Origin of the sequence: Neptunicella marina (genome assembly GCF_014270035.1) — a bacterium.
Lineage (GTDB): Bacteria > Pseudomonadota > Gammaproteobacteria > Enterobacterales > Alteromonadaceae > Neptunicella > Neptunicella marina.
This window is the reverse complement of sequence record NZ_JACNEP010000004.1, coordinates 245,020-267,702: the sequence shown is the minus strand read 5'-3', so window position 1 is coordinate 267,702 and position 22,683 is coordinate 245,020. Positions and strand designations below refer to the sequence as shown.

The 22,683-nt window shown below is 44.4% G+C and carries 16 protein-coding genes; 3 read left to right on the top strand and 13 right to left on the bottom strand.

Annotated features, from left to right (window positions below; translation table 11 throughout):
- Positions 1-160: 160 nt before the first annotated feature.
- Positions 161-3,001, bottom strand: coding sequence for an FAD-linked oxidase C-terminal domain-containing protein (locus tag H8B19_RS07190; RefSeq protein WP_186506118.1), 2,841 nt, complete (start codon positions 2,999-3,001; stop codon positions 161-163).
- A gap of 254 nt (positions 3,002-3,255) precedes the next feature.
- Between H8B19_RS07190 and H8B19_RS07185 the strand changes: the two genes are divergently transcribed.
- Both H8B19_RS07185 and H8B19_RS07180 read left to right on the top strand, forming a co-directional pair.
- Positions 3,256-4,107 (top strand): MurR/RpiR family transcriptional regulator, encoded by an 852-nt coding sequence (locus H8B19_RS07185; protein ID WP_186506117.1) that lies wholly within the window; start codon positions 3,256-3,258, stop codon positions 4,105-4,107.
- Positions 4,108-4,135: 28 nt separating this feature from the next.
- Positions 4,136-4,345, top strand: coding sequence for a PspC domain-containing protein (locus H8B19_RS07180; protein ID WP_186506116.1), 210 nt, complete (start codon positions 4,136-4,138; stop codon positions 4,343-4,345).
- A 74-nt stretch (positions 4,346-4,419) separates the two neighbouring features.
- On the opposite strand, the gene H8B19_RS07175 is transcribed toward H8B19_RS07180, so the two are convergent.
- The 9 genes from H8B19_RS07175 to H8B19_RS18850 all read right to left on the bottom strand — a co-directional run bounded on the left by H8B19_RS07175 (position 4,420) and on the right by H8B19_RS18850 (position 15,112).
- On the bottom strand, positions 4,420-5,571 hold the full coding sequence (locus H8B19_RS07175; RefSeq protein WP_241737530.1) for an exo-beta-N-acetylmuramidase NamZ family protein: 1,152 nt from the start codon (positions 5,569-5,571) through the stop codon (positions 4,420-4,422).
- Positions 5,572-5,609: 38 nt separating this feature from the next.
- A complete protein-coding gene (gene murQ, locus H8B19_RS07170; protein WP_186506115.1) occupies positions 5,610-6,554 on the bottom strand; it encodes an N-acetylmuramic acid 6-phosphate etherase in 945 nt (314 codons plus the stop codon).
- Positions 6,544-7,449: a glucosamine kinase nucleotide-binding domain-containing protein gene (locus tag H8B19_RS07165; protein ID WP_186506114.1), complete on the bottom strand. Its 906-nt coding sequence runs from the start codon at positions 7,447-7,449 to the stop codon at positions 6,544-6,546. The genes murQ and H8B19_RS07165 overlap by 11 nt, the downstream gene beginning before the upstream one ends.
- A 2-nt stretch (positions 7,450-7,451) precedes the next feature.
- Positions 7,452-9,038: a sodium:solute symporter family transporter gene (locus H8B19_RS07160; protein WP_186506113.1), complete on the bottom strand. Its 1,587-nt coding sequence runs from the start codon at positions 9,036-9,038 to the stop codon at positions 7,452-7,454.
- Between the two features lie 223 nt (positions 9,039-9,261).
- Positions 9,262-10,017, bottom strand: a complete 756-nt coding sequence (locus H8B19_RS07155; protein ID WP_206683168.1) for a L,D-transpeptidase family protein — start codon at positions 10,015-10,017, stop codon at positions 9,262-9,264.
- Positions 10,014-11,123 (bottom strand): dipeptide epimerase, encoded by a 1,110-nt coding sequence (locus H8B19_RS07150; RefSeq protein ID WP_186506112.1) that lies wholly within the window; start codon positions 11,121-11,123, stop codon positions 10,014-10,016. The genes H8B19_RS07155 and H8B19_RS07150 overlap by 4 nt, the downstream gene beginning before the upstream one ends.
- Positions 11,124-11,131: 8 nt before the next feature.
- Entirely contained in the window at positions 11,132-12,529 is a 1,398-nt protein-coding gene (locus H8B19_RS07145) for a C40 family peptidase (RefSeq protein ID WP_186506111.1), read from the bottom strand.
- Positions 12,530-12,540: 11 nt separating this feature from the next.
- The gene (locus tag H8B19_RS07140; protein ID WP_186506110.1) at positions 12,541-13,707 is read right to left on the bottom strand and encodes a DUF819 family protein; all 1,167 of its coding nucleotides are present in this window, start codon (positions 13,705-13,707) and stop codon (positions 12,541-12,543) included.
- Positions 13,708-13,813: 106 nt separating this feature from the next.
- Positions 13,814-15,112 carry a hypothetical protein gene (locus tag H8B19_RS18850; RefSeq protein WP_194362668.1) on the bottom strand — a complete coding sequence of 433 codons (1,299 nt, stop codon included), beginning with the start codon at positions 15,110-15,112 and terminating at the stop codon, positions 13,814-13,816.
- A 261-nt stretch (positions 15,113-15,373) separates the two neighbouring features.
- Between H8B19_RS18850 and H8B19_RS07130 the strand changes: the two genes are divergently transcribed.
- The gene (locus H8B19_RS07130) at positions 15,374-17,491 is read left to right on the top strand and encodes a M3 family metallopeptidase (protein WP_186506109.1); all 2,118 of its coding nucleotides are present in this window, start codon (positions 15,374-15,376) and stop codon (positions 17,489-17,491) included.
- A gap of 149 nt (positions 17,492-17,640) precedes the next feature.
- On the opposite strand, the gene H8B19_RS07125 is transcribed toward H8B19_RS07130, so the two are convergent.
- From H8B19_RS07125 to putA, 3 genes are all read right to left on the bottom strand, one after another.
- On the bottom strand, positions 17,641-17,856 hold the full coding sequence (locus H8B19_RS07125) for a hypothetical protein (protein WP_186506108.1): 216 nt from the start codon (positions 17,854-17,856) through the stop codon (positions 17,641-17,643).
- 103 nt (positions 17,857-17,959) lie between these two features.
- Positions 17,960-18,175 (bottom strand): EF-hand domain-containing protein, encoded by a 216-nt coding sequence (locus H8B19_RS07120; RefSeq protein ID WP_186506107.1) that lies wholly within the window; start codon positions 18,173-18,175, stop codon positions 17,960-17,962.
- Positions 18,176-18,644: 469 nt separating this feature from the next.
- Positions 18,645-22,445 (bottom strand): bifunctional proline dehydrogenase/L-glutamate gamma-semialdehyde dehydrogenase PutA, encoded by a 3,801-nt coding sequence (gene putA / locus H8B19_RS07115; protein WP_186506106.1) that lies wholly within the window; start codon positions 22,443-22,445, stop codon positions 18,645-18,647.
- Positions 22,446-22,683 lie beyond the last annotated feature (238 nt).

Below are 22,683 nucleotides of genomic sequence, written 5' to 3'. Positions count from 1 at the left end.
GCGCAAACGTTGCCCGAAGGGTTCGTCCTAAACACTTTTCACTCATTGTTGCTTATTTTTGACTTAATCCATTAGGCCTGCAAATAAGCGTCGCGATTAAAAAGCGTTTAGTTAGAACAAAATTCATACAGCAAAGATCAACACGCTCTAGCATGCCCCGTTAATTGCGGGGCATACTCACTTCATCCAATAAATACAGTACCGACTGATAAGGTACACCGGCATTTTTAGCCAGACCAATTTCACAACTACGGCTATTACTTATACCTCGTGAGCAGTCTTCTGGCACCTGCGCTTTTAAAGGCGATAGGGCAGCATCATTAAGCTCAGGCAGACTAAAGCCTTTATCGCCAGCAAAACCACAACAATAGATTTTCTCTGGCACGATGACCTGATTTGACAGCTTTTGCGCCAACTGCTGCAGTGCAGTGCCATTGTCTAACTTGAGGCTGCTGCAGGTTTTATGCAACATAACTTTTTCATCGGTAGGTGTTATATCCAGTTTATTCAATACGTGAGTAAGCAGGTACTCGCTTAACTCATACACTTTGATATTCGGTTGTTGCAAACGAAGCGAACATGGACTGGCATCCATAACCACCGGCCATTTTCCATTGTCAGAAAGCAGCTCAATCTGCTGTTGTAATTGTTGTTGTTTGTTATTGGCGATATCAGTGTAACCTTTTGAATCCCAGGGCATGCCACAACACAAATTGTTTACCTTTTCTGGCTGCAACAATTCGATGCCGGCTTTATCCAACACCGAGGCCAAAACTGACTGAATAGAGCGCTGGTCTTTAGCCTGGGGATCGGGTGCAAACATTCGGTTGGCACAAGCGCTGATATACACCACCTTCTCTGTGCCTGAGGTATCCGAATGCTCAAATTTGTCAGCAATGTCTGCGCCTTTAGGGAAATGTGAATGCCAATTTGGGATGCGCCCGGCCGATACTTTATTTAACAGTGAAAATGTACCTCTGGTGAGAGTGTCGCCCGTCACTTTATGCCAGACATTCACCCCATTTAAGGCAAAACGAGCTATGGCTGTGGCTTTATCAAAGTGCTTAGCCGCGCTACTGGCTAAAGATGTTGCTGAGACTTGCCCGGCACGCACTGATTTCACAAAGGCTCCCGTATCAATGCCAACCGGACACTGAGTAGCGCACAAACCGGTAGCCGCGCAGCTATCAATGCCAAAATGCTGATAGTTCTCGTCAATATCCTTTAACTCATGCTGCTCGGTTAAAGTAAGCGAAATCCTGTTGGATAACTCAGAACGACGCCGCCATAAACTGATCCGCTGTCTGGGCGTCAGGGTCAAATCTTTGGAAGGACAAACCGGTTCACAAAACCCACACTCAATACAACTGTCGATCTGCTCATCTGCCTGAGGCATAGTTTTTAAATTGTGCAAATGACAGTCAGGATCATCATTAATTAATACCCCGGGATTCAGTACTCCGTTTGGATCAAATAAGGATTTTAATTCACGCATAAACTGATAAATATCAGTGCCCCACTCCAGTTCAACAAAGGGAGCCATGTTACGTCCGGTACCGTGTTCCGCTTTTAACGAGCCCTGATATTTCACCGCAACGAGTTGGGCCACCTCAGCCATAAACTGTTCATAGCGCTTTATTTCAGCATCTGAATTAAATGCCTGTGTGAATACAAAATGTAAATTGCCAGCTAATGCATGACCAAAAATAATTGCTTCGTGGTAATCATATTTAATAAAGAGCTGCTGCAACTCAGCCACGCCTTCAGCTAATTGCTCAATTGGCACCGCAATATCTTCGATTATTACCGTAGTTTGCGCCTCCCGCACTGCGCCTACAGCAGGAAACATTCCTTTGCGGATTTGCCATAAGTCAGCCGCTAACACACGATCCTGACTGAACGCCTGACTGGCAATTTGTGCAGATTCATAGCCACTAATACACTGTTCAAGCTGCTGTTTTTTATGTAAAAACTCAGTTTCATCCGTTGCGCCAAACTCAATTAATAATGCAGCACTGTCGGCATCAAACCCACTGTTCCCCAACACATTTTGCAGTTTTTGATGCACGCTGTTCAGTGCCCGTGCGTCCATTATTTCAACAGCATCAACATCCAGCCTGGCTAATTCACTCACCAATTTGCAGGTAGCCTGCATATTGTTGAATACATACAAACCAGTGGCACTAAACTGAGGTAAAGGCACTGTGTTGTAGGTAATGTCGGCGATAAATGCCAGTGTGCCTTCCGAGCCAATCATCAGGTGACTCAATACATCAATAGGATCACTAAAGTCCAGTAGCGCATTGACACCGTAGCCGGTGGTATTTTTAAGTCGGTATTTGTGACGAACTCGTTCCACTAATTGTGGCTGTTGCTGTAATTGCCGTTGCAGGTTGTTAATGCCTGCCAGCAAAGTTTGCTGTGACTGGCGAAATTGTGCTCTCGATTGTTCACAACCCGTGTCTAAAAAAGTGCCATCGGCTAACACAACTTTCATGGCAGCCAGGGTGTGATAACTGTTGTGTTTGGTTCCACAACACATACCAGAAGAATTATTTGCCGCAATACCACCAATTTTACAGGCGTTAATTGAGGCCGGATCCGGGCCTATTTTACGTTTTAGCGGTAACAGTGCCTTATTAGCATCCGCGCCAATTACACCTGGCTGTAAACGAATTTTGTGCCCGTTATCGAGAACTTCCATTCCACGCCACTGTGACGATAAGACAATAAGTACCGAATCGGTAATCGCCTGACCGGACAGACTGGTTCCAGCAGCGCGAAACGTAACAGGCACCGAGTATCGATTGGCGGCTTTTAACGTTTGGCTTAATTGTTCAATTGAGTCAACCCGTAACACTAGCTGGGGTATCAGGCGATAAAAGCTGGCATCAGTGCCATAGGCATATCGCTGCAGGTAACCGTCAATAAAGTCCCGGGACGCAAATAATGGTTTTAATTGCCGTACAAACAAATCAAATGGAGACAATTCGGTGCTCACATGCAGCTCCCACTCTGATGCTGATCAATTTTCGTTTGGAATAAGAATAGCCAGCGAATAGTTATGATTTTTTTATTTTATCAAATAACACAAATACGAATACTTTATTTTTATAACCAAAAATTATTAATCTAACCTAATCAGGTTGCAAAAAATTCAACCAATATTCAATAAATAACAATACTAAACTGGCAAATCGATAAAAATTAATGTTATATAGTCAACCGAATAAATTATTATTGTATGAATAGATTATGACAACATTCGTTAAAATAAAGGCAATACGGAAATCCCTGTCGCGCAGCGAAGCAAAATTGGCAGACTTTACTTTAAGCTCACCTAACGCCATTCGTGACCTATCGTCAATTGAACTGGCCAAGGTAGTTAATGTTAGTCAATCCAGCGTGGTTAAATTTGCACAAAAACTAGGCTACAAAGGTTATCCGACCTTCAAACTGGCCGTGATAGATGCACTTAATCACGAATCACCTGAGCCGCGTTTACATGGCAAAATCACCCTTAACGACAGCTTATCGCAGATAGCAGAAAAACTGCTCGCCAGCAAAATGTCGGTACTGACCGAAACCAAAAATTTAAACGAGGCTAACGCCTTTGAGCAAGCGGTCGAATTACTCAAGTCGGCCAAACGCATATTAATTTGCGGACTGGGTGGTTCTGCATTAGTAGGTAAGGATTTTTCCTACAAACTCCAAAAGCTGGGAATGGCAGCCATCGCTGAGCCCGATGGTCATGCACAACTGGCTAACGTCGCCACCTTTTCAAAAGACGATTTGGTATTTGCCATTAGTGAATCGGGTGTCACCCGTGAAGTCACTGAGGTGGTAGTGCAAGCCAAGAAAAACGGCAGCAAGGTCATATCACTGACCAAATACGGTGATACACCGGTTTCAAGCCATGCAGATGTAAAGTTGTTTTCCATTGCAGAAGATGAATCACATCGTCTGTCATCGATCCTGGCCAGAACGGGTCAGGAATTTGTGATTGATATCCTGTTTATCGCGATTACACAATCTTCTCGTCAGGGCCGTAAACTACTGGAAAAAACCAATATGGTGGTAAGCGATTATCGCCATGCCAATGATTAGTCGTTGATATTTATGCCAGAACAAGACAATGCATCCCACATCCGCTAAAGAACTTACCCGTGGTGACACTTTTGTCGCAGGTGGTATTTGTGCCGGACTTGCCAGGCATTATGGATGGAATAAGGGAGGCGTTCAGGCCGCGTTTGTGGTTGGAACGCTGGTATTTGGAGACATTCCTTTAGTCATCTATTTAGTACTTTGGCGGATTTTACCCAAACATACCGAATCGGCTCATTAACTAAAACCAATTCATTTTGTCATTTAAAAAGCACAGCATATGCTGTGCTTTTTTATTTTTGACCTAAATGACCTTTAAGGGTAGTCAGGATAAAGCAAATAAGGTTGGCGTTGTTGACGGAATTGAGCAATTCCGTCCTGCCATTGCTGATGCAGGGCCTGCATGCTGGTACCCTGTTCTATGGCTAAACGCAGTTTATCGGTACCGGCTAATTTATCCATAAAGCTGGCACGGGTGAAAAAAGTCAGGCCTTTTTCATCAAACGCTTTTGACCATTGCAATAAAGGCTGCAAATCCAATCCGGCAATTTCGCTGTGTCGTAAATCCTGGCCTGTTGCCTGCTTACCTTCCAGTTTAGGATGGCTGGCAGCACCAGCGATAGAGCGCGGGCTAAACTCAAAACTGCCTACATGAACCTCATCGTGACCAATTACCTGAAACGGAAAGTCGGTGCCACGCCCAATGCTAACGGGTGTTGCCTCAAAAAAGCACAATGAAGGATATAACTGAATTGACTGATCGTTGGGCAGGTTAGGACTGGGTTTAACTGGCAACGAATAGGCCATTTCACGACGATAGTTAGCAACGGGGATAACCGTTAAGTCAAGTGACTTATCAGTATCCAACCAATGTTCACCCCTGATCATTTGTGCCATTTCACCCAATGTCATCCCATGCAACACAGGAATAGGATGCATGCCGACAAAAGAGCGGAATTCTGGTTCCAGAATGGGGCCATCAACGTATTTACCATTGGGATTAGGGCGATCAAATACCATAAATTTGATACCAGCATCAGCCGCCGCTTCCATCATGTAATGCATTGAACTGATAAAAGTGTAAAAACGTACCCCGACATCCTGAATATCAAAAATCACCACATCCAGTTGCTGCATTAAAAAAGGGTCAGGCTTTTTGTTTTTTCCATATATGGAAATAACCGGGATCCCTGTCGCCTGATCAATCGCATTATCGACATGAGCACCGGCATCATGATCACCACGAAAGCCATGTTCAGGAGCGAAGACAAATCGAATGTCCACACCTTTGGATTGCAGATAGTCAACCAGATGCTGTTTGCCTACCCGTGAAGTCTGATTAACCACCAATCCCACTTTTTTACCTTGTAGCATGGGCATGTAAAGCTCAGGCTGGCTGGCCCCCACCTGGATTTCATTTTGCTTTGTATCGGATGTTGATACACAACCACTGATACCCAGCAACATGGCAAACATTAAACAGACACTAAAGGTAAATTGACGCATCATGATTTTTCCGAGGCCTCCACGGCTTTGCGCAGGAATCCATGACAACCGAGCAACATACTTTCCCCCTGTTTTGCATCCACTCCTGTTAATACCATCAAAATAGCCAGTTTGGCTTTATCATTCGCCTGATGTAACGCGGCTTTTGCGGTGTCCGCATCGCATCCTGTCGCTTGCATTACGATACGAATGGCACGTGCTGCAAGCTTTTCATTGGTCGCATTTACATCAACCATCAAATTTTGATAACTCTTACCAGAGCGTATCATGCTGGCGGTAGTTAACATATTCAGGATAAGTTTTTGTGCACTGCCGGATTTTAACCGCGTAGAACCTGTCAACGCCTCTGCGCCCACAACAGCACACAATCCGATGTCAGCATCGTTAACCACCGCGGAATCGGGGTTACAGGTAACCCCCACCGATGTCGCCCCTACCTCACGCGCATAGGCCAGCGCTGAAATGACATAAGGTGTGCGTCCGCTGGCAGCTATTCCCACCAATACATCTTTACTGGATAACCTGCGTTGTTTTAAATCATCCAGCGCCAGTTGCATATCATCTTCTGCACCTTCAACCGCTTTAAACATGGCAGATTCACCACCGGCCAGAATACCAACCACTTGTTCGTCAGTCACACTAAAGGTGGGAGGACACTCCACTGCATCCAACACCCCTAAACGGCCGCTGGTTCCTGCTCCGATATAAATCAAACGGCCGCCATTGGCAAAGGCTTGCACAATCGCATCCACCGCTTTAGCGATATCGGGTAAAATTTGTCTGACGGCAAAGGGGACTTTCTGATCTTCATCATTGAGTTTCTTTAAAATAGAAATACTATCGAGAAGATCAATATCAAGCGTATCCGGGTTTTGTCCTTCCGATACGATATAGTTCAGTTCTTCTAACAACACTGACTGTTTATTTGAATGCTTAACTGGCATTACCTGTTACTCCGCTATCGATACGCTGTTCAGCACGCTTTTCAGCGAGCAGACAGGCACCATCTAATGCCGTCCCAAGGGGTTCCACTAACCGCTCAAGACATTGACTTGAAAGAAAAGACTGGCTGGGTTTTGCTAACCCGCCCAGCATCACCAGCGATAATTGCGTATCACCTAATGTAGTTGAAATAAGCTGTTCAACCTGCTGGCTGTGAATAAGAACAATGTTACTGGCCACAGGACAATCACCAGCATACTCAAATACCAAATGAGAAAACTGTGCGTAGTCTGTGGGTGTGGCTACTGATAACCAGTTAAGGATATCCTTGCGGTTATCACCAATTTTGTCACCCAGCGCTCTGGCCAGACGACTGCGCAACTGAGCATAACGATCAATCTCAGTCAGCGCACATTTGACAGCGTGCAATCCTAGTTTTGCTCCGCCACCTTCATCCCCGGCAGCAAATCCCCAGCCACCAAAAAAGGATGTTTGTCCATCTGCATCCAAACGCGCACCTACCGACCCTGTGCCAAGTGCAACCATCGCGATAGGTTGTCCCTTGTTGGCTCCAAACAGTGACGTGCGAGCATCATTGCAAATAAATAAATCGTCAAAAGATAATGCCAGTGCGGTTTGTAAGCTTGCCGCACGTTCCGGACTGCCACCACCAGCCAGCCCCATAACGGCAGCCGTTTGCTGCACTGTTGCCTGGCTTTGCAAACATAATTGCTTAACTAATGTTTGAATAACTGACACTGCAGAAGAAAAGTCATTAGTTAGTGATGACGGACCTGATTTTTGTTCCCACATCCTGCCTGACGCGATGTGCACCATACGACCGATGGTTTTAGTGCCACCACCATCCACACCCAATATGTATTCAGGTTGCCGCATACTTATTGTGCTCCGGCTTTGAACATATTGCGGTTTTCATCATCACTGTTGCCCGATACACAGACCAGAAATGAAATTAATGTACCGATGCAAAGTTGCCAGGTAAAACCAAGATTAATCTGCCACTCTGCAGGTAACAGAAATTGCATCACATAAGGCTGGAATGCCAGGGTTACGAGGAAACCAACAATTAATGCCGCCAATACCGAGCGCTGGCTACCACGCTGAGTAAAGAGCGCCGTAAAATACACACCCAGTAATCCACTATACGAAAAGACCATCACACTTAAGGCAAACTTTAACAACGGCATTTCAGTATATTGCTGCCAGTAATAACAAAGCACAGCCATACTACCCAGTGCAATTGACACTATCACCATGCCAGCCTGACCGGCTTTAACAAAATGATGTTCATCGCGTTGCTGATTATTTTTCGCCAGCCACGGACGATAAATATCCTGAATCAATACAGACGACATGGAATTCAACCCTGAGTTTAATGTTGAGAGGGCCGCCGCAATAATGCCTATGGTGACCAGACCTTTAACACCAGCAGGGATTTCATTCAGTACGTAATACATAAAAATGGTAATTTTTTCGCCATTAAACTCCTGATTTACCGCCATTTCATTACCTAACATGATGTCAGGACGCTGATAAAAAATGAAAAGCAGCAAACCAATGACAATAAACAAAAACATTACCGGAACGACCATCACAATAGACATAAGCATTGCTTTGCTGCCGTCTTTAGCGCTTTTACAGGTCAGTACGCGTTGGGTCATATCCTGATCCAGACCAAACGCAGCAATATTCAACAGTACAAATCCAGTTAAAACCGAGGCCATGTTAAACACGCCTGACGCGCTGAAATCCCAGTTAAATTTAAACAACGCCAGTTTAGAAGGTGCGTCTGCTGCCGGATGCTGTAACACATTAATAATTTGCGACATATCGGCCGGAATAGCTTTAAGTAAAAAGTAGATCACGCAGATGGCCGCGCTCACATAAACACCACATTGCACAACATCACTGTAGATAACAGTACGGATCCCGCCAAACACGGTGTAAAGCACCCCAACTGCAGCAAGAATTACAGTTGCACTTATAACGCTACCGGGGGCAATATCACCAAAAAGAATCATCGACACAGCAATTGCAGCCATATACAAACGCGCGCCACTGGCAAACACCCGACCAAATAAATACATTAATCCTGCTTGCCGTTTAGCGCTGGTGCCCATGCGTTTTTCCAGCAGTTCATACACGGTATAAACCTTGTACTGGTAAAATTTGGGAATAAGTACCTTGGCTACAAATAAAACCGCTATTAATGCTCCGATATTGGTCGCAAGGTAAGATAAGTCACCCTGATATCCCTGATCCGGACCACCAATAAAAGTGGCCGCTGATTGCGACGTTGCCAGCACTGAAATAGCCACAATCCACGTGGGCATTTGGTTGCCGCCCAGAAAGTAGTCCTGACTATTAGCAGCCCGCTGGCGATTGAAAAACCAGCCGGTTAAGACAATTAATAAACCATAAGCGACAAACACAGCCCAATCGAGGCCGCTATAGTGTGAACCCACGCTCACTCCTCAAACTTTAATTCAGTATCAGATTATACCGATAAGAATAAGTTATTCTGAATAAATTACAACAATATGAATTTTATATAACGAACTTACTAAAAACACAACTTTATTTATCGCCAATAACAATCGAATGTAACGAATAAATTTTTTGCCCCTGCGCCTTATGGCGCAAGGGCATGCTCTGACCAGTAAAGGATTGGACCCAGTCTAAAAACGCTTAATTAACGTCAGGTAACGACCAGGCTTGTTTTTTGGCTTGATATTGTTTCTGCGGCAGTGCCACATAAAGAGGATGTTGAGATTTATCCAGCCAGGCTAACAATCGATCCATCACAGTTTCCGGCATTGATGTACAACCTGCGGTAGGAACACCTTGTCCTTTCCACAAGTGCATAAAAATACAACTTCCTTGTCCGTTAATATTCTCAGCATTATGCATAACTACCAGCCCTTTTTTATATATAGGAAGGTTTTTATGTATATCCAGACGCATAGGTTCAGATGACGCTTTAACCGCATCAGCTCCAACACTGGCTTCATCGACTATCTGGTTGTAATAAGGCGAACCTTTTACGTCCATACAGTAATTACCAGCCTGCATTTGCTGATATGGCATATGCGTATTTACGTGTTGTAAGTATCCAAAAGCAGTGCCTAGTTCAAAAATTCCTGCAGGCGCTTTGCCATCACCTTCTTTTTTGTACTGACCTTGCTGTTTTGGATGCAAACCTAACCCCCAGGCTAAACCGGTTCTGCCAAGGTTGACCTCAGAGGTCAGGTCTTTTTTAATCCATTTGCCCTGTTGTTTCTCAAACGCATACAAAGTAGCAGTGGTTGCATCCCAATTATTGGATACTGCTACCACTAATTGTTTTACATCATTCTGATTTAACGGAGACGAAAAATCAGCAACACTGAACTGAGACACCATTGCCAGTGACAAACTCAATAACATTTTTTGCATAATTTTCATTGCCAAACTCCATTCACTAGTGGTTGTAAACCTTCAATGGATTCAATGCCCAGTCCAGGCCCGCGTCCCAGCTCTATCAGTGATTTATTAAATGTGGCGCCGCCTTGCACAGGATCAAATTTGCCTAGTGCCGGGCCATCCAGATCAATTTTATTAATTACCTGAGAACGCGCTGAAGCCAGATGAGCGGCCGCAGCAACCCCGATACTGCCTTCGAGCATACAACCTATCATGCATTCCGCCTGATAGGAGGAAGCAATATCAGCGATTTTAAGCGCGTTGGACAACCCTCCCGTCTTCATCAATTTAATATTGATAATATCTGCGGCTCCGGTTTCAAGCAGTTCAATAACCTGACGCGGAGAGAAAGCACTTTCGTCAGCCATCACAGGAGTATTAACGCGCTGAGTAACAAATCGCATTCCATCAATATCATGACTTTTAACCGGTTGCTCAATCAGCTCCAGTTCCACCCCTGCGTTTTCAAGTTGATTTACTGCATAAACCGTTTGTTTAGCCGTCCAGCCCTGATTCACATCCAGACGAATAATAGCGCGATCCTTAATCACCTCATAAATGGCTTTAACCCGCTCAATATCCTGAGCGATATCATTACCAATTTTAATCTTAAGTACATCGAATCCATCGGTAATTGCACGCTCGCTGTCAGCTACCATTTCATTCACCGGATTAACGCTAATGGTAACATCCGTTTTCAACGTAGCAGGCCCGCCACCGAGCAGTGTGTTTAACGGGGCATTTAGTGATTTAGCCCACAAGTCATAGACTGCAATTTCCACTGCGGCTTTTGCACTGGTATTGCTTACTGCACTTTTCTGGATTTTGCTAACAATCGCTTGTAACTCATCAACTGGCATACCAACGAGCTGTGGTTTTATGATGTTCTCAATTATGAACAACATAGATCCATGAGTGTCGCCAGTGATCACTGGCGTAGAAGGGGCAGAACCATATCCAGTGACACCTTCGTCGGTTTCGACCAACACCACTAAATCATCAATATTACTTACGCTACGCAGTGCGGTTTTAAACGGGGTGATTAACGGTACGCTCAAGCGCGCAAAACGGATATCTGTAATTTTCATAAATATCCTTACCCCTGACTGTCTGACGTAATACGCTTAATGTTATAGATACGATCCACATAACTGGTATCCACTGATAATTGCAGTGGTAGAAGTGGGGTAACCGAAACACCGTTCAGAGTTCCACGATAAAGTTTACCCTCTGCGTTCATATAACCTAATCCTTTGACATCATGAATAACATAAGGCTGACCATCTACTTCACCCAGCACCATCATGACGTGACCAGGGATATAAATCAGGTCTCCGGTTTGCATTTTATTGATAACGGCAAGTTTGTCTTTTGACTCGGCTTGTTTGTTAAACCTGTGGTTGGTTCCATATTTGGCTCCGCCCTGCTGGCCCGAATTACGCGGCATTTTGAAACCAAACGTTTTATAAACTTCACCGACAAACCCTGTACAGTCACGGCCATTGTAGTCATGTCCCCAACCATATCGCTCTCCAAGGAACTTAAATCCCTGCCTGATAATATTGGCCTTGGTAAAAGGCAAATAACCAATACTCACATCAAAATGACGTGCAATCAGCGCAGGTTTAATCACCAAATTGCCTTGCTGGTCACGAGTTGGCAACTTAACTGCGTATGATGCATACGGGTTTTGTCCGTATAATTCTGTAGGTAACTCATCTTTGCTTAACAAAGGTAAGCGGGTACCCATATCCAATACAATTTGTGACACATCACTGTCAGGTACGTAGTTAGTTTTAACCTGATAACCAGTTATCACCGCAAAAGGTTTGGCTGTTTTAAATGCCTGAATTTGTTGCTTATCCGCAAAAGCAACTGCATCTTTTTTCACCCAGGCAAGATAATGATAATTCTGCACCAGTAACCATTTTCTATCTTTACTCTGGTGCAATATCGCCACGGCATCTCCCGGGAATAAACCACTTTCCTGGAAGCGATCCAAATCAGCATCCATTCCACGATTTAAAATACGATCAGTGGTTGGAAAAGTGCGTAACATCGCGCGTTTCACTGCCAAACCATACCGTACCAGATTACTCGACTTAATCCCGCCTTCATTGAGATTTTCAATATAGTTGGCAAAATCTTGCGGACTAAGCTCGTCGCCGTCAGGATAGAAACGCTGGGATGATGGCACACTGGAAATTGACTCAATCAATTTTTTCAGCGCTTCAGCATCCAGTATCTCCGGGTAATAATTCAGTGGATCAACCACATCTTTATTTTTGCTAATCAGTTGCTGATTAAACCCGTCGATGGCTTCGCGGGTCATCAGAACCTGATTTTGATCATTATTATCCAGCTTGTTAACCCAGTAGGCTGGCTCCAGTTGAGCATAATCAATGCCGACAACGTCGGTTTTCCAGTGCTCCTGTGCCTGCAACTGAAAACCGGCAAGCAAAAATAAGCATAAACAGGATTTAATTAATTTCATGTTGATCTCTTTTATCCAATTGCAATAACAGACAGAATTTTTCCAACAATCAGTCCACCACCGGTGCCTATCACATACCCCAACAACGCCATTAATACACCAATTGGGATTAGCGCACGGGAATATGCCGCCGCTAAAATCGGTGCTGATGCCACACCACCAATATTAGCCAGTGAAGCAACTCCACAGGTAAACAAATCAAATTTAAACAACTTGGCAAAAACCACCATCATCACGCCATGCAACGCCAGGATAACCAACCCCAGCAAAATATAAGTTGGTGCTGCAGCCAATTCTGCTATATCAGCACGCGAAGCAATTAAAGCGATGATCAAATACAGCATTAATGTCGACAGTTCAGTAGCGCCAAACAATTTACTCATGGGGGTCATGGCGGCCAGTACTCCAACAACAGTCACGATCAACACTGTCCAGGTTGTTTGTGTAAAAAAGGCACTGGTAGGCAGCAAGCCGGCAATATTGATTGAGACAATAGAGACCACTAATGAGCTGGCTAATAACAATAACAATGGCGTGGTGAGATCACCTTTATGCACCTGAGACTCACTGGATAATTTACTGCCGACTTCATCTAATACGCTGGTATCGGCACCAGTCCAGTCGGCAAATTTTTTGGCGTAAGGCACCAGTGCCAGTAGCAACATGACCCACAACGCGTAGTCAATCGAGTCTATTAATAAGGTATATCCCATGCTGCTGTCAGGCACATCCAGCGCCATTTGCACCGCTGCCATATTGCCCATGCCACCCATCCAGCTTCCGCTTAAGGCAGCCAGTGTTTTCCAGGCACCAGGTAATAAAAAAGACTGGAACAGGGTAAACCCAACAACAAAAGCAATACCAATGCTGATCGATGCTGCGAAAAACGCCATTAGCATACGTCCACCCAGCTGGCGTATTTTGCGTAAATCAGCATTGAGTAACATCAGGAATATCATTGCCGGCAGAATATGTAATTTAAGGGATTTATAGGCCTGATTTATTTCAGGTGTTTGTTGCCATACACCAAAGGTAGATAACAACATCACCACAAAATACAACACCACAATCGCGGGTAAATACTGGAAGATTTTCCAGCGTCCATATACATCTAAAAACTTAAGTATTGCAGCAACTGCAAACAGAAGCGCCACAAAGGCGTATGCCTGAGTAATCATTTAACCTGCCTGTACAACGTTCGGTTTGTGCCCAAGAGTATCAGTAACCTCAACAAATGAACACAATTTAGAATATTTTATTTATTTTAATTTGCAGCAACAATACTTAATTATTCTTTAGCAATTGTTGCATTGCACCATTCAACAATGTTTGCATTTTAAGTCCGGCTCTTGCCACACTCGCTTCCTCTGGCTCAGGTGCGCTGGTTTGTGCTGCCAGAGTGAATGAACGGCCGCCCTGATAATGGGGCAAACATACCTGAGACAACACAACTAACTCGCCCGTTCCACGAGTTTCACTGGGTCCCCAGCCAATTTTTTGAAACACCCGCCACTGACCCTGAGTGGCTTTATCCAGAACAGCTTTTGTGTCATCACTTGTATTATCAATCGCTGCGGCAATGGCTCTGTGCAACATAATACTGATGCCCTGCATCATACCACCAACCTGATGCTCCTTATCAGAGTGTCCGTCACCATAAAATAACAGCCTCACATCAGCAGTCGTTAACCCAGGCATCGCAGTTGATGAGTCCCGTTCTATTTCAGCAACTCTCTTAATCCACTCGGCCTGTGCCAGTGTAGTTAAAGGTTTATTGCCAGTAAGTCCACAATCATCACAACGGTAAGGTCGGTATCCGGGATCATCTGAATTTTTGGCATAGGTTTTAAGATGCAATCCATCAGGATGCGTGGGACCAAACCATAAATCCGGTTCAGGTTGGTAAAGAGTAACGTCGTAAGCGCCACGCAACGCAACTTTATCGTTACTCAGGTTTAACCACCCCTGATGCAGTAACGACGTTGCATAGTCACGTCCTGCAACATTAAAAAAATAACTGGCAATGGCGTTAGAATTACCATCGGCCTTACCAAAAGGCGCATAACTGTTAATGCTGGTGATTAAATCCGCCAGAGGCACACTGCCCGCTAAGCTGGGTGAAGCTAATCCGGCCTGATGCGCTTTGGTTAATGCTGCAGTAAATACCATGACTTTTGACGAACTCCAGGGTTCGTATAAGTCATCTTGTGTATTATCGTTAGCCAGGTAACGATACCCCACACCTTTATCGCTTAGCTGACTGTCAATTAACGTAATTTTCCCCGCCCCGGCGCTGGATTGAAAATATTGCCAGTCGTGGGCAATGCGCTTTTCCCAGCCACCAAGATGGTAACCCACTTCATCCGCACGCAGATAGTGACCATTCGATGCGCTGCTATTTTTTGTCTGCTGTTCACAACTAATAGAATGATGACTTAAATCGGCAGGTATCGGTGGTGCAGCTTGCATCACCGTATCGTAAAAAGCTTGCTCAGTAGACGTCATCGCCTGCTCTGCCCAGCCTGAACAATGCATGCTCAATGCTATTAAACCAACACTGGTAATGGATTTTGTTGTTTTCATTTTTAACCACCTGCGCAGTAATAAAACAATAAGGTATTACTATAATAGGGCAAATGCAAAATATCTTATTCCTTCAAAAGGATCACAGATCAAATAGGAATAAAAAAGGCGTAAAGACATATTGCATATACGTTAAATGCACTGCAATGCGGGATTAAATCGTTTGATGGGAGTAAGTGTTCACTGATATGGTTGAGGTTTAGATGATGTATATCGTCACTGTCTGTTGTCCACCCAATAATAAATATAACTGGAGATATTATGCGATTTTCTGTACTCGCTGCTGCCGTGGCAGCTGCTGTATCTTTGTCTGCCTGTTCAGACAATACTCCCACTCAACCAAAACAAGAAACCCAAATGACACAAAGCACTAATGCCCTGCTGCAAAAAAGTTCTCTGTATCTGAATGCTCCTGAGTTTAACAAAATCAAAACCAGCGATTTTGCGCCTGCATTTAAACAAGCGCTGAGTGAAAACAAAGCTGAGATTGAACAAATTGCCAATAACCCGGATTCGCCAACCTTCGATAACACCCTGGTTGCGTTGGAGAAATCGGGACGCTTATTAACGCATGTCTCTAAAATTTTCTTCAATTTATCCAGCGTCATTTCTGATGAAGAGTATCAGGCACTGGAAGCAGATTTAGCCCCCAAATTGTCTGCTCACTATGACAGCATGTACCTAAACCCACAGTTGTTTGCGCGTGTGCAAAGTGTGTATGCCAATATCAGTGAGTATCAAGGTGAGGATAAACGTTTAATCGAAACCTACTATCAGGACTTTGTGCGTGCAGGTGCGACCCTGAGTGATGCGGATAAAGACAAAATTCGTGAAATCAACAGTCAGCTTTCAACCCTGTCTACCGAGTTCTCGCAGAACATCTTAACCTCGTTTAAACAAGATACCATTGTGGTTAAAGATAAGACTCAGTTGACTGGATTATCCGAATCAGATATCGCCAGCCTTGCCTCCGCCGCCCGGGATGCTGGCAAAGATGGTTATATGATCACCTTGGTTAACACCACGCGTCAGCCTATTTTAGGTAGCCTCGAAAACCGTGAATTACGTGAAAAAATCTGGCGTACTTCTGCCACACGTGCCATGGATACCAATGGTCCGGTGCTGAAAAAACTAACTCATCTGCGTGCTGAAAAAGCCGAATTGCTTGGTTCAACTACCTGGGCTGATTATGTTACTGCCAACCAAATGGCGCACACGCCTGAAGCGGTTTATGGCATTTTAGATGATTTAGCACCAAAAGCCGTTGCACGCGCCAAAGCCGAAGCGGCAGATATTCAGGCGCAAATTGAAGCAGACGGTAAAGACTTCAAATTAGAACCCTGGGACTGGGCGTACTACGCAGAAAAAGTGCGCAAAGCTAAATACGATTTAGATGAAGATCAAATCAAACCTTACTTCGAGTTTAACCGTGTGTTAAATGATGGTCTGTTTGTGGCCATGAACAAACTGTACGGTATCAGCTTCAAAGCGCGCAAAGATTTACCTGTCTACCATCCCGACGTTTTAGCGTTCGAAGTATTAGATACAGATGGCAGCACCATTGGCTTGTTCTACCTGGATCCTTATGCCCGTGAAGGCAAAGGGGGCGGAGCCTGGATGGACGCGTTTATCAGCGAAAACGGTTTATTCGGCGAAAAACCAGTGGTTTACAATGTACTGAACATTCCCAAACCAGCTGAAGGTCAGCCAACGTTACTGACCTACGATGAAGTATCAACCCTGTTCCACGAATTTGGTCATGCGTTACATGGTTTATTCTCGAAAGTGAAATACCCGAGTTTAGCGGGCACCAATACCGCTCGTGACTTTGTAGAGTTCCCGTCTCAGTTTAACGAAGACTGGGCGATTCAGCCGCAGATTTTAGCCAGCTATGCCAAACACTATCAAACAGGTGAAGCCATCCCTGATGCATTGCTACAAAAAGTATTAACTTCACACAAATTCAATCAGGGTTTTGATACCACTGAATATCTGGCAGCTGCGCTATTGGATATGGAGTGGCATTCGATTACAGCAGATACTGAGGTAGATGACGTTGAAGCCTTCGAGCAAGCCGCGTTAGCTAAACACGGTATCAATTACCGTCCGGTCCCTCCTCGTTATAAGTCCGCTTATTTTAGTCACTCTGCAGGTGGCTATTCAGCGGGATATTACGCTTACCTGTGGACAGAAGTGTTTGCAGCGGATGCTTTTGCTTATATGCAGGAAAATGGCGGATTAACCCGTGAAAATGGTGATAAGTTCCGTAAAGAGGTGTTATCCCGGGGTAACAGCCGCGATTTGATGCAGGATTACATCGAATTCCGCGGTCAAAAACCAACGGTTGATGCATTACTAAAACGCCGTGGTTTAAATTAACTAAAAAGAAAAAAATGCCAATTCCAAGAGGATGAATTGGCATTTTACCATTAATCTGCAACCACTAGCAGGTAAGGGAATTATGACCTGCTAGTGGTTACAGCCATGGCTTAACTGCAATTAAGGCAGGTCAGGAACAATTCTGGCGATTAACCAGCGTTGTACTCGGCTTCCGACAACTGACCATCCTTATTGGTATCCAGTTGTTCAAATTTTTGTGCAAGTGCACTATCAGCAGCAGCTTCCTGCATACTTAACGAGCCACTGTTGTCAGTATCCAACTCAGAAAATGGAGTGAAACCACCGGCAAAAGCACTGGCACTGGTAATTAACGTAATCAGAGTAAACATTTTGAAATTTTTCATGGTTTTCTTCCTTATTGATTAACAATTCGTTTGGTTACAAGCTTTTAAGCAAGCGACTTTAAGAAACGGCTACTATTACTATCTTCAGCAGCCCAAAATACAGTTAGCCAGCGTTATATTCAGCTTCAGATAACTGACCATCTTTGTTGGTATCCAGTTGTTCAAATTTCTGCGCAAGTGAACTATCGGCGGCCGCTTCCTGGACACTTAAAGAACCACTTTTATCTACATCCAGCTCAGCAAATGCGGTATAACCGGCCGCAAAAACACTAGCGCTAGTCATTAGGGTCATCAGAGTTAACATTTTGAAGTTTTTCATGATTCTCTTCCTTATTGATTGTTTAACAATGTCTTCAGTTACAAGTTTTTAAAATAAGCAATGTTAAGGAACTGCTATTGCGAACCTTCAACAGGTATATATCAAAGAAGATGCCAACTTTATTTTTTACAATTAAATCAACAAGTTGAATAGAAATTATGAAATCTGGTGGGTATCGGGGTGGAGAAAACGTTACTAATTAACTACACCTTGAATTCAGACAAACAAAAAACCTTTATATTCATATAGTTATACTGAATGAAAATAGAAACACCGGTTTCTTTAATGTACTATTTTATTCAAACCATATATTGGCATGCCATGGGTCATACATGCTTCCAGGGCAGATGAAAGGCTTGCTTAGAAATGGATGGTTTACTAGCAGCAAAGCAGGATCAAAAAGCCGAACTGAATATATAAAAAAGGAGAGCCGTGCTCTCCTTTTTAGTCTAATAATTATTTGTAAGTCTTATTCGTCGTCTTCCACCAACGTCATCAGTGAGGTGTTACCGCCAGAGGCTGTGGTATCAATACTGATGGTTTTTTCCGTCAGCAGACGCTGAATCAGGTTATCGTTATATTCCGCTGTAATAACTGGCAGAATAGCGCCTTCGCGCTCCGATAATTTTTGTGAAATATAAGCACTTCTATCACTCAAACTATCAATAACCACACCAGCAAGTTTTTCTTCGGCTAATAAGGCTTCAAGGTGCGCCAGTTTAGCCACTTGTAAAACCCCTTCCGGGGCTCCGGTCGCAACGAACTGATTACGGAACTCGATGGCTTCGTCGTAAAACAAATCAGATACCACAGAAATGACCACGTTACCGGTTGCCAGAGCAGTAACAATAGACAATGCCCAGTATTCAAAGGTTACATTTTTATCAGCGAAACACACCAAAATACCGCGTGGCTCCAGATACAACACATTGGACTCACCTGTTGGCCCGGGTAACTCTTTAGGTTTTCTGAGTAAACGCTCAATGCTCATCAGCTGAGAGCGGGCGGTTGATAAGGTGAGATTTAAATCCTCAGCCAGTTCATCAACAATATCGACTTTAGAAATACGAGCCAGCAATTGACGTACCCAGGAAATACGCGCATTTAACTGACTCAGACGCCAGTCATTTTCATTGGCTATCGCCTGTTGCATAATGGCATGCGCTTCTTTAGTGGCAGTTTCATCACTGTTAAGCGCCACATCCTGCTCGGGTTCATAATTATCCGATGTTGGTTTAGGTGTGGCTTTTTCCAGCATCAAACGGGACAAATAGTTTGGTCCGCCGGCTTTTGGACCGGTACCGGATAAACCGCGTCCACCAAATGGCTGCACGCCAACAATTGCACCAATCATATTGCGATTAATGTACACGTTACCGGCACGGGATAATTTAGCCAGTTCAACCGCGCGCTCTTCAATACGTGAATGCACTCCCATGGTCAGGCCAAAACCAGTGCCATTAATCTTATCGATAACCTTATCCAGCTCTTTGGCTTTAAAGCGCACTATATGCACGCATGGGCCAAACACCTCACGCGTGAGTACATTAATATCATCAATCTGATATAAACGCGGTGCAAAGAAGGTCGACTCCGCTGGCACACCCTGCACTTTGCATTCGTACAACAGGGTTGCTTTATCCTGCATTTCGTCAACGTGTTTGTTTAATGAATCCAGCGCTTTTTGATCAATCACCGGTCCAATATCTGTGCTTAATTGTGCGGGATCTCCCACATGCAATTCTTTTAATGCACCAATCAGCATAGACGTAATTTTATCAGCGATCTCTTCCTGCAGGAAAAGCACACGTAACGCGGAACAGCGCTGTCCGGCACTCTGAAAGCCTGAGGAAATCACATCATCAACCACTTGTTCAGGCAAAGCAGTGGAATCAACTATCATGCAGTTCTGACCACCCGTTTCTGCAATCAGAGGAACCTGCTCGCCACCGCGGCTGGCAAGAATCTGAGATATTAAAGTACCAGTTTGGGTGGAACCGGTGAACATAACCGCTTTAATACGTTCATCCGGGATCAGGTTTTCCCCCACGGCTCGTCCGGGGCTTAAGACCAACTGCACCACATTTTCCGGCATGCCCACAGATTCCATCAATTCCATAGCACGCACGGCAATTAAACTGGTTTGTTCAGCAGGTTTAGCTAATACGGTATTGCCTGTCACCATGGCAGCAGCCACCTGACCAAGGAAAATGGCCAATGGGAAATTCCACGGACTAATACACAACACCACACCACGTGGTAATAAACGCTCGTCTTCGGCCAGTTCCTCTGCACGAGCTGCGTAATAACGGCAAAAATCCACAGCTTCACGCACTTCGTCAATACCATCCTGCGGAACTTTACCTGCCTCTTTGATGCACAAGCCAATTAGCTCATCCATATGACGTTCCAGAATATCACTGACACGACGCAATAAATTAGCACGGTCAGCAACCGGTGTTTGCGACCAGCTACTGAAAGCCTCCTGAGCTTTTTCCAGTTTGTGAGTCATGGTGTCGGCATCATCATAAAAATGATATCCAACAATCTCTGCATGATTCGCCGGATTCTTCACTGCATGCGCCAGCTCAGGCACGCCAGAGGCTTCCACCAAATGTTGGTTGAACCAGCGTTCCAAATTGTCTTTAAGTGGAATTAACTTGTTAATATCGGTTAAATCCAGACCTTTCGAGTTAAAACGCTCATTACCATACAAATCAATTGGCATACTGATTTGATCGTTATATTTGCTTTTTAAACGTTGAGTCTTTTCAACCGGATCTTCCAGCAACGCTTCTACTGGCTTGCTGTCGTCCACAATCGCATTAACAAAAGAGGAGTTGGCCCCGTTTTCCAACAGACGGCGTACTAAATACGCCAGTAAATCAGTGTGGTCACCAACAGGTGCATAAACACGGCACTGGATTTTATCCTGAGTAACAATTTGATCATAAAGAGTATCTCCCATGCCATGCAGGCACTGGAATTCAAAGCCTTCTTTATCATCACCAGCCAGTTCCAGAATAACCGAAGCAGTATAGGCATTATGGGTAGCAAACTGTGGATAAATGGTATCGCGAAAATCCAGTAAGCGATTGGCACAGGCATGATAGGACACATCGGTAGACGACTTACGGGTAAATACCGGGAAATGCTCTAAACCGTCTTTTTGTGCATTTTTAATTTCAGTATCCCAATAAGCACCTTTAACCAGACGCACCATCATTTTACGATTTACACGCAGGGTTAATTCATGCAGCCATTCCAATACAAATAACGCGCGTTTTTGATAAGCCTGAACTGCCAGACCAAAGCCGGTCCAGTCACCCAAATCCGCATCACTGAATACCGCTTCAATAATATCCAGTGAAATATCTAAACGCTCGGATTCCTCAGCATCAACGGTCAGACCAATGTTATATTTTTTGGCCAGCATGCAAAGTTCTTTTAACTTCGGTGGAATTTCCTCCATAACACGGTCTTTATGGGTAAATTCATAGCGAGGATGAATAGCAGATAACTTAACGGAAATACCGGGACTGCGTCGCGGACCTTTACCATCCGCGGCTTTACCTATGACCTCAATTGCATCGGCATAGGCCTTAAAATAACGATTTGCATCATTAACCGTACGCGCACCCTCACCCAGCATGTCATAGGAATACACATAACCGGTACGCTCTTTATCTTTAGCTCGCTCAACGGCGTCGTCAATGTTTTCACCCATAACGAACTGCTTGCCCATAATTCGCATAGCAATATTCATGGCTTTACGGATCACCGGTTCACCAACCCGGCCGATTAATTTTTTTAGAATACCGAAGTTTTCTTTCTGACGTTTATCCGCGTAATTCACCATGCTGCCTGTCATTAACAGACCCCATGAGGAAGCATTGACAAATAAAGAATCTGAATTGCCAAGATGCGGCGTCCAGTGTCCTTTGGATAATTTATCGCGAATTAATTCATCCTGTGTCGCTTTGTCCGGCACGCGCAATAATGCTTCAGCCAGACACATTAACACCACCCCTTCAGAGGTAGATAAAGAATATTCATTTAACAGGGCGTCAATACCGCCGTGACCTTCCTGCTCGCGACGAATTTGCAGAACCATGGTTCTGGCACGTTCCCATGCACGACTACGAGCACGCATGTTCACTTCGGCTTCAGGCAAAATCAGATCAACGGCGTGGTTTTCTTCAATACGGTAGAAATCGCGAATTTTTTGACGTAATGGACAGTCACTGGACAAGTTACCGTTATACAACATTTGCAACCTCGGATTGTGAATTTAATAGGGTGAATTTATAGAGCGTGCTCTACTTAATATATAATCATTCGGCAACAGAGAATGCCGCGGCCAGCAAGAGGGTAACCTGTGCTGGCGGCTGAAAGCGGCGCGATTCTATCTCGTTTATACCGTGCTTCCAAATAAATCCACACGCTGTTTTACGCTACCTGAGTGGCGCTATTTGTTTACAGCTCACAATCTGAAATTTAATTCATAA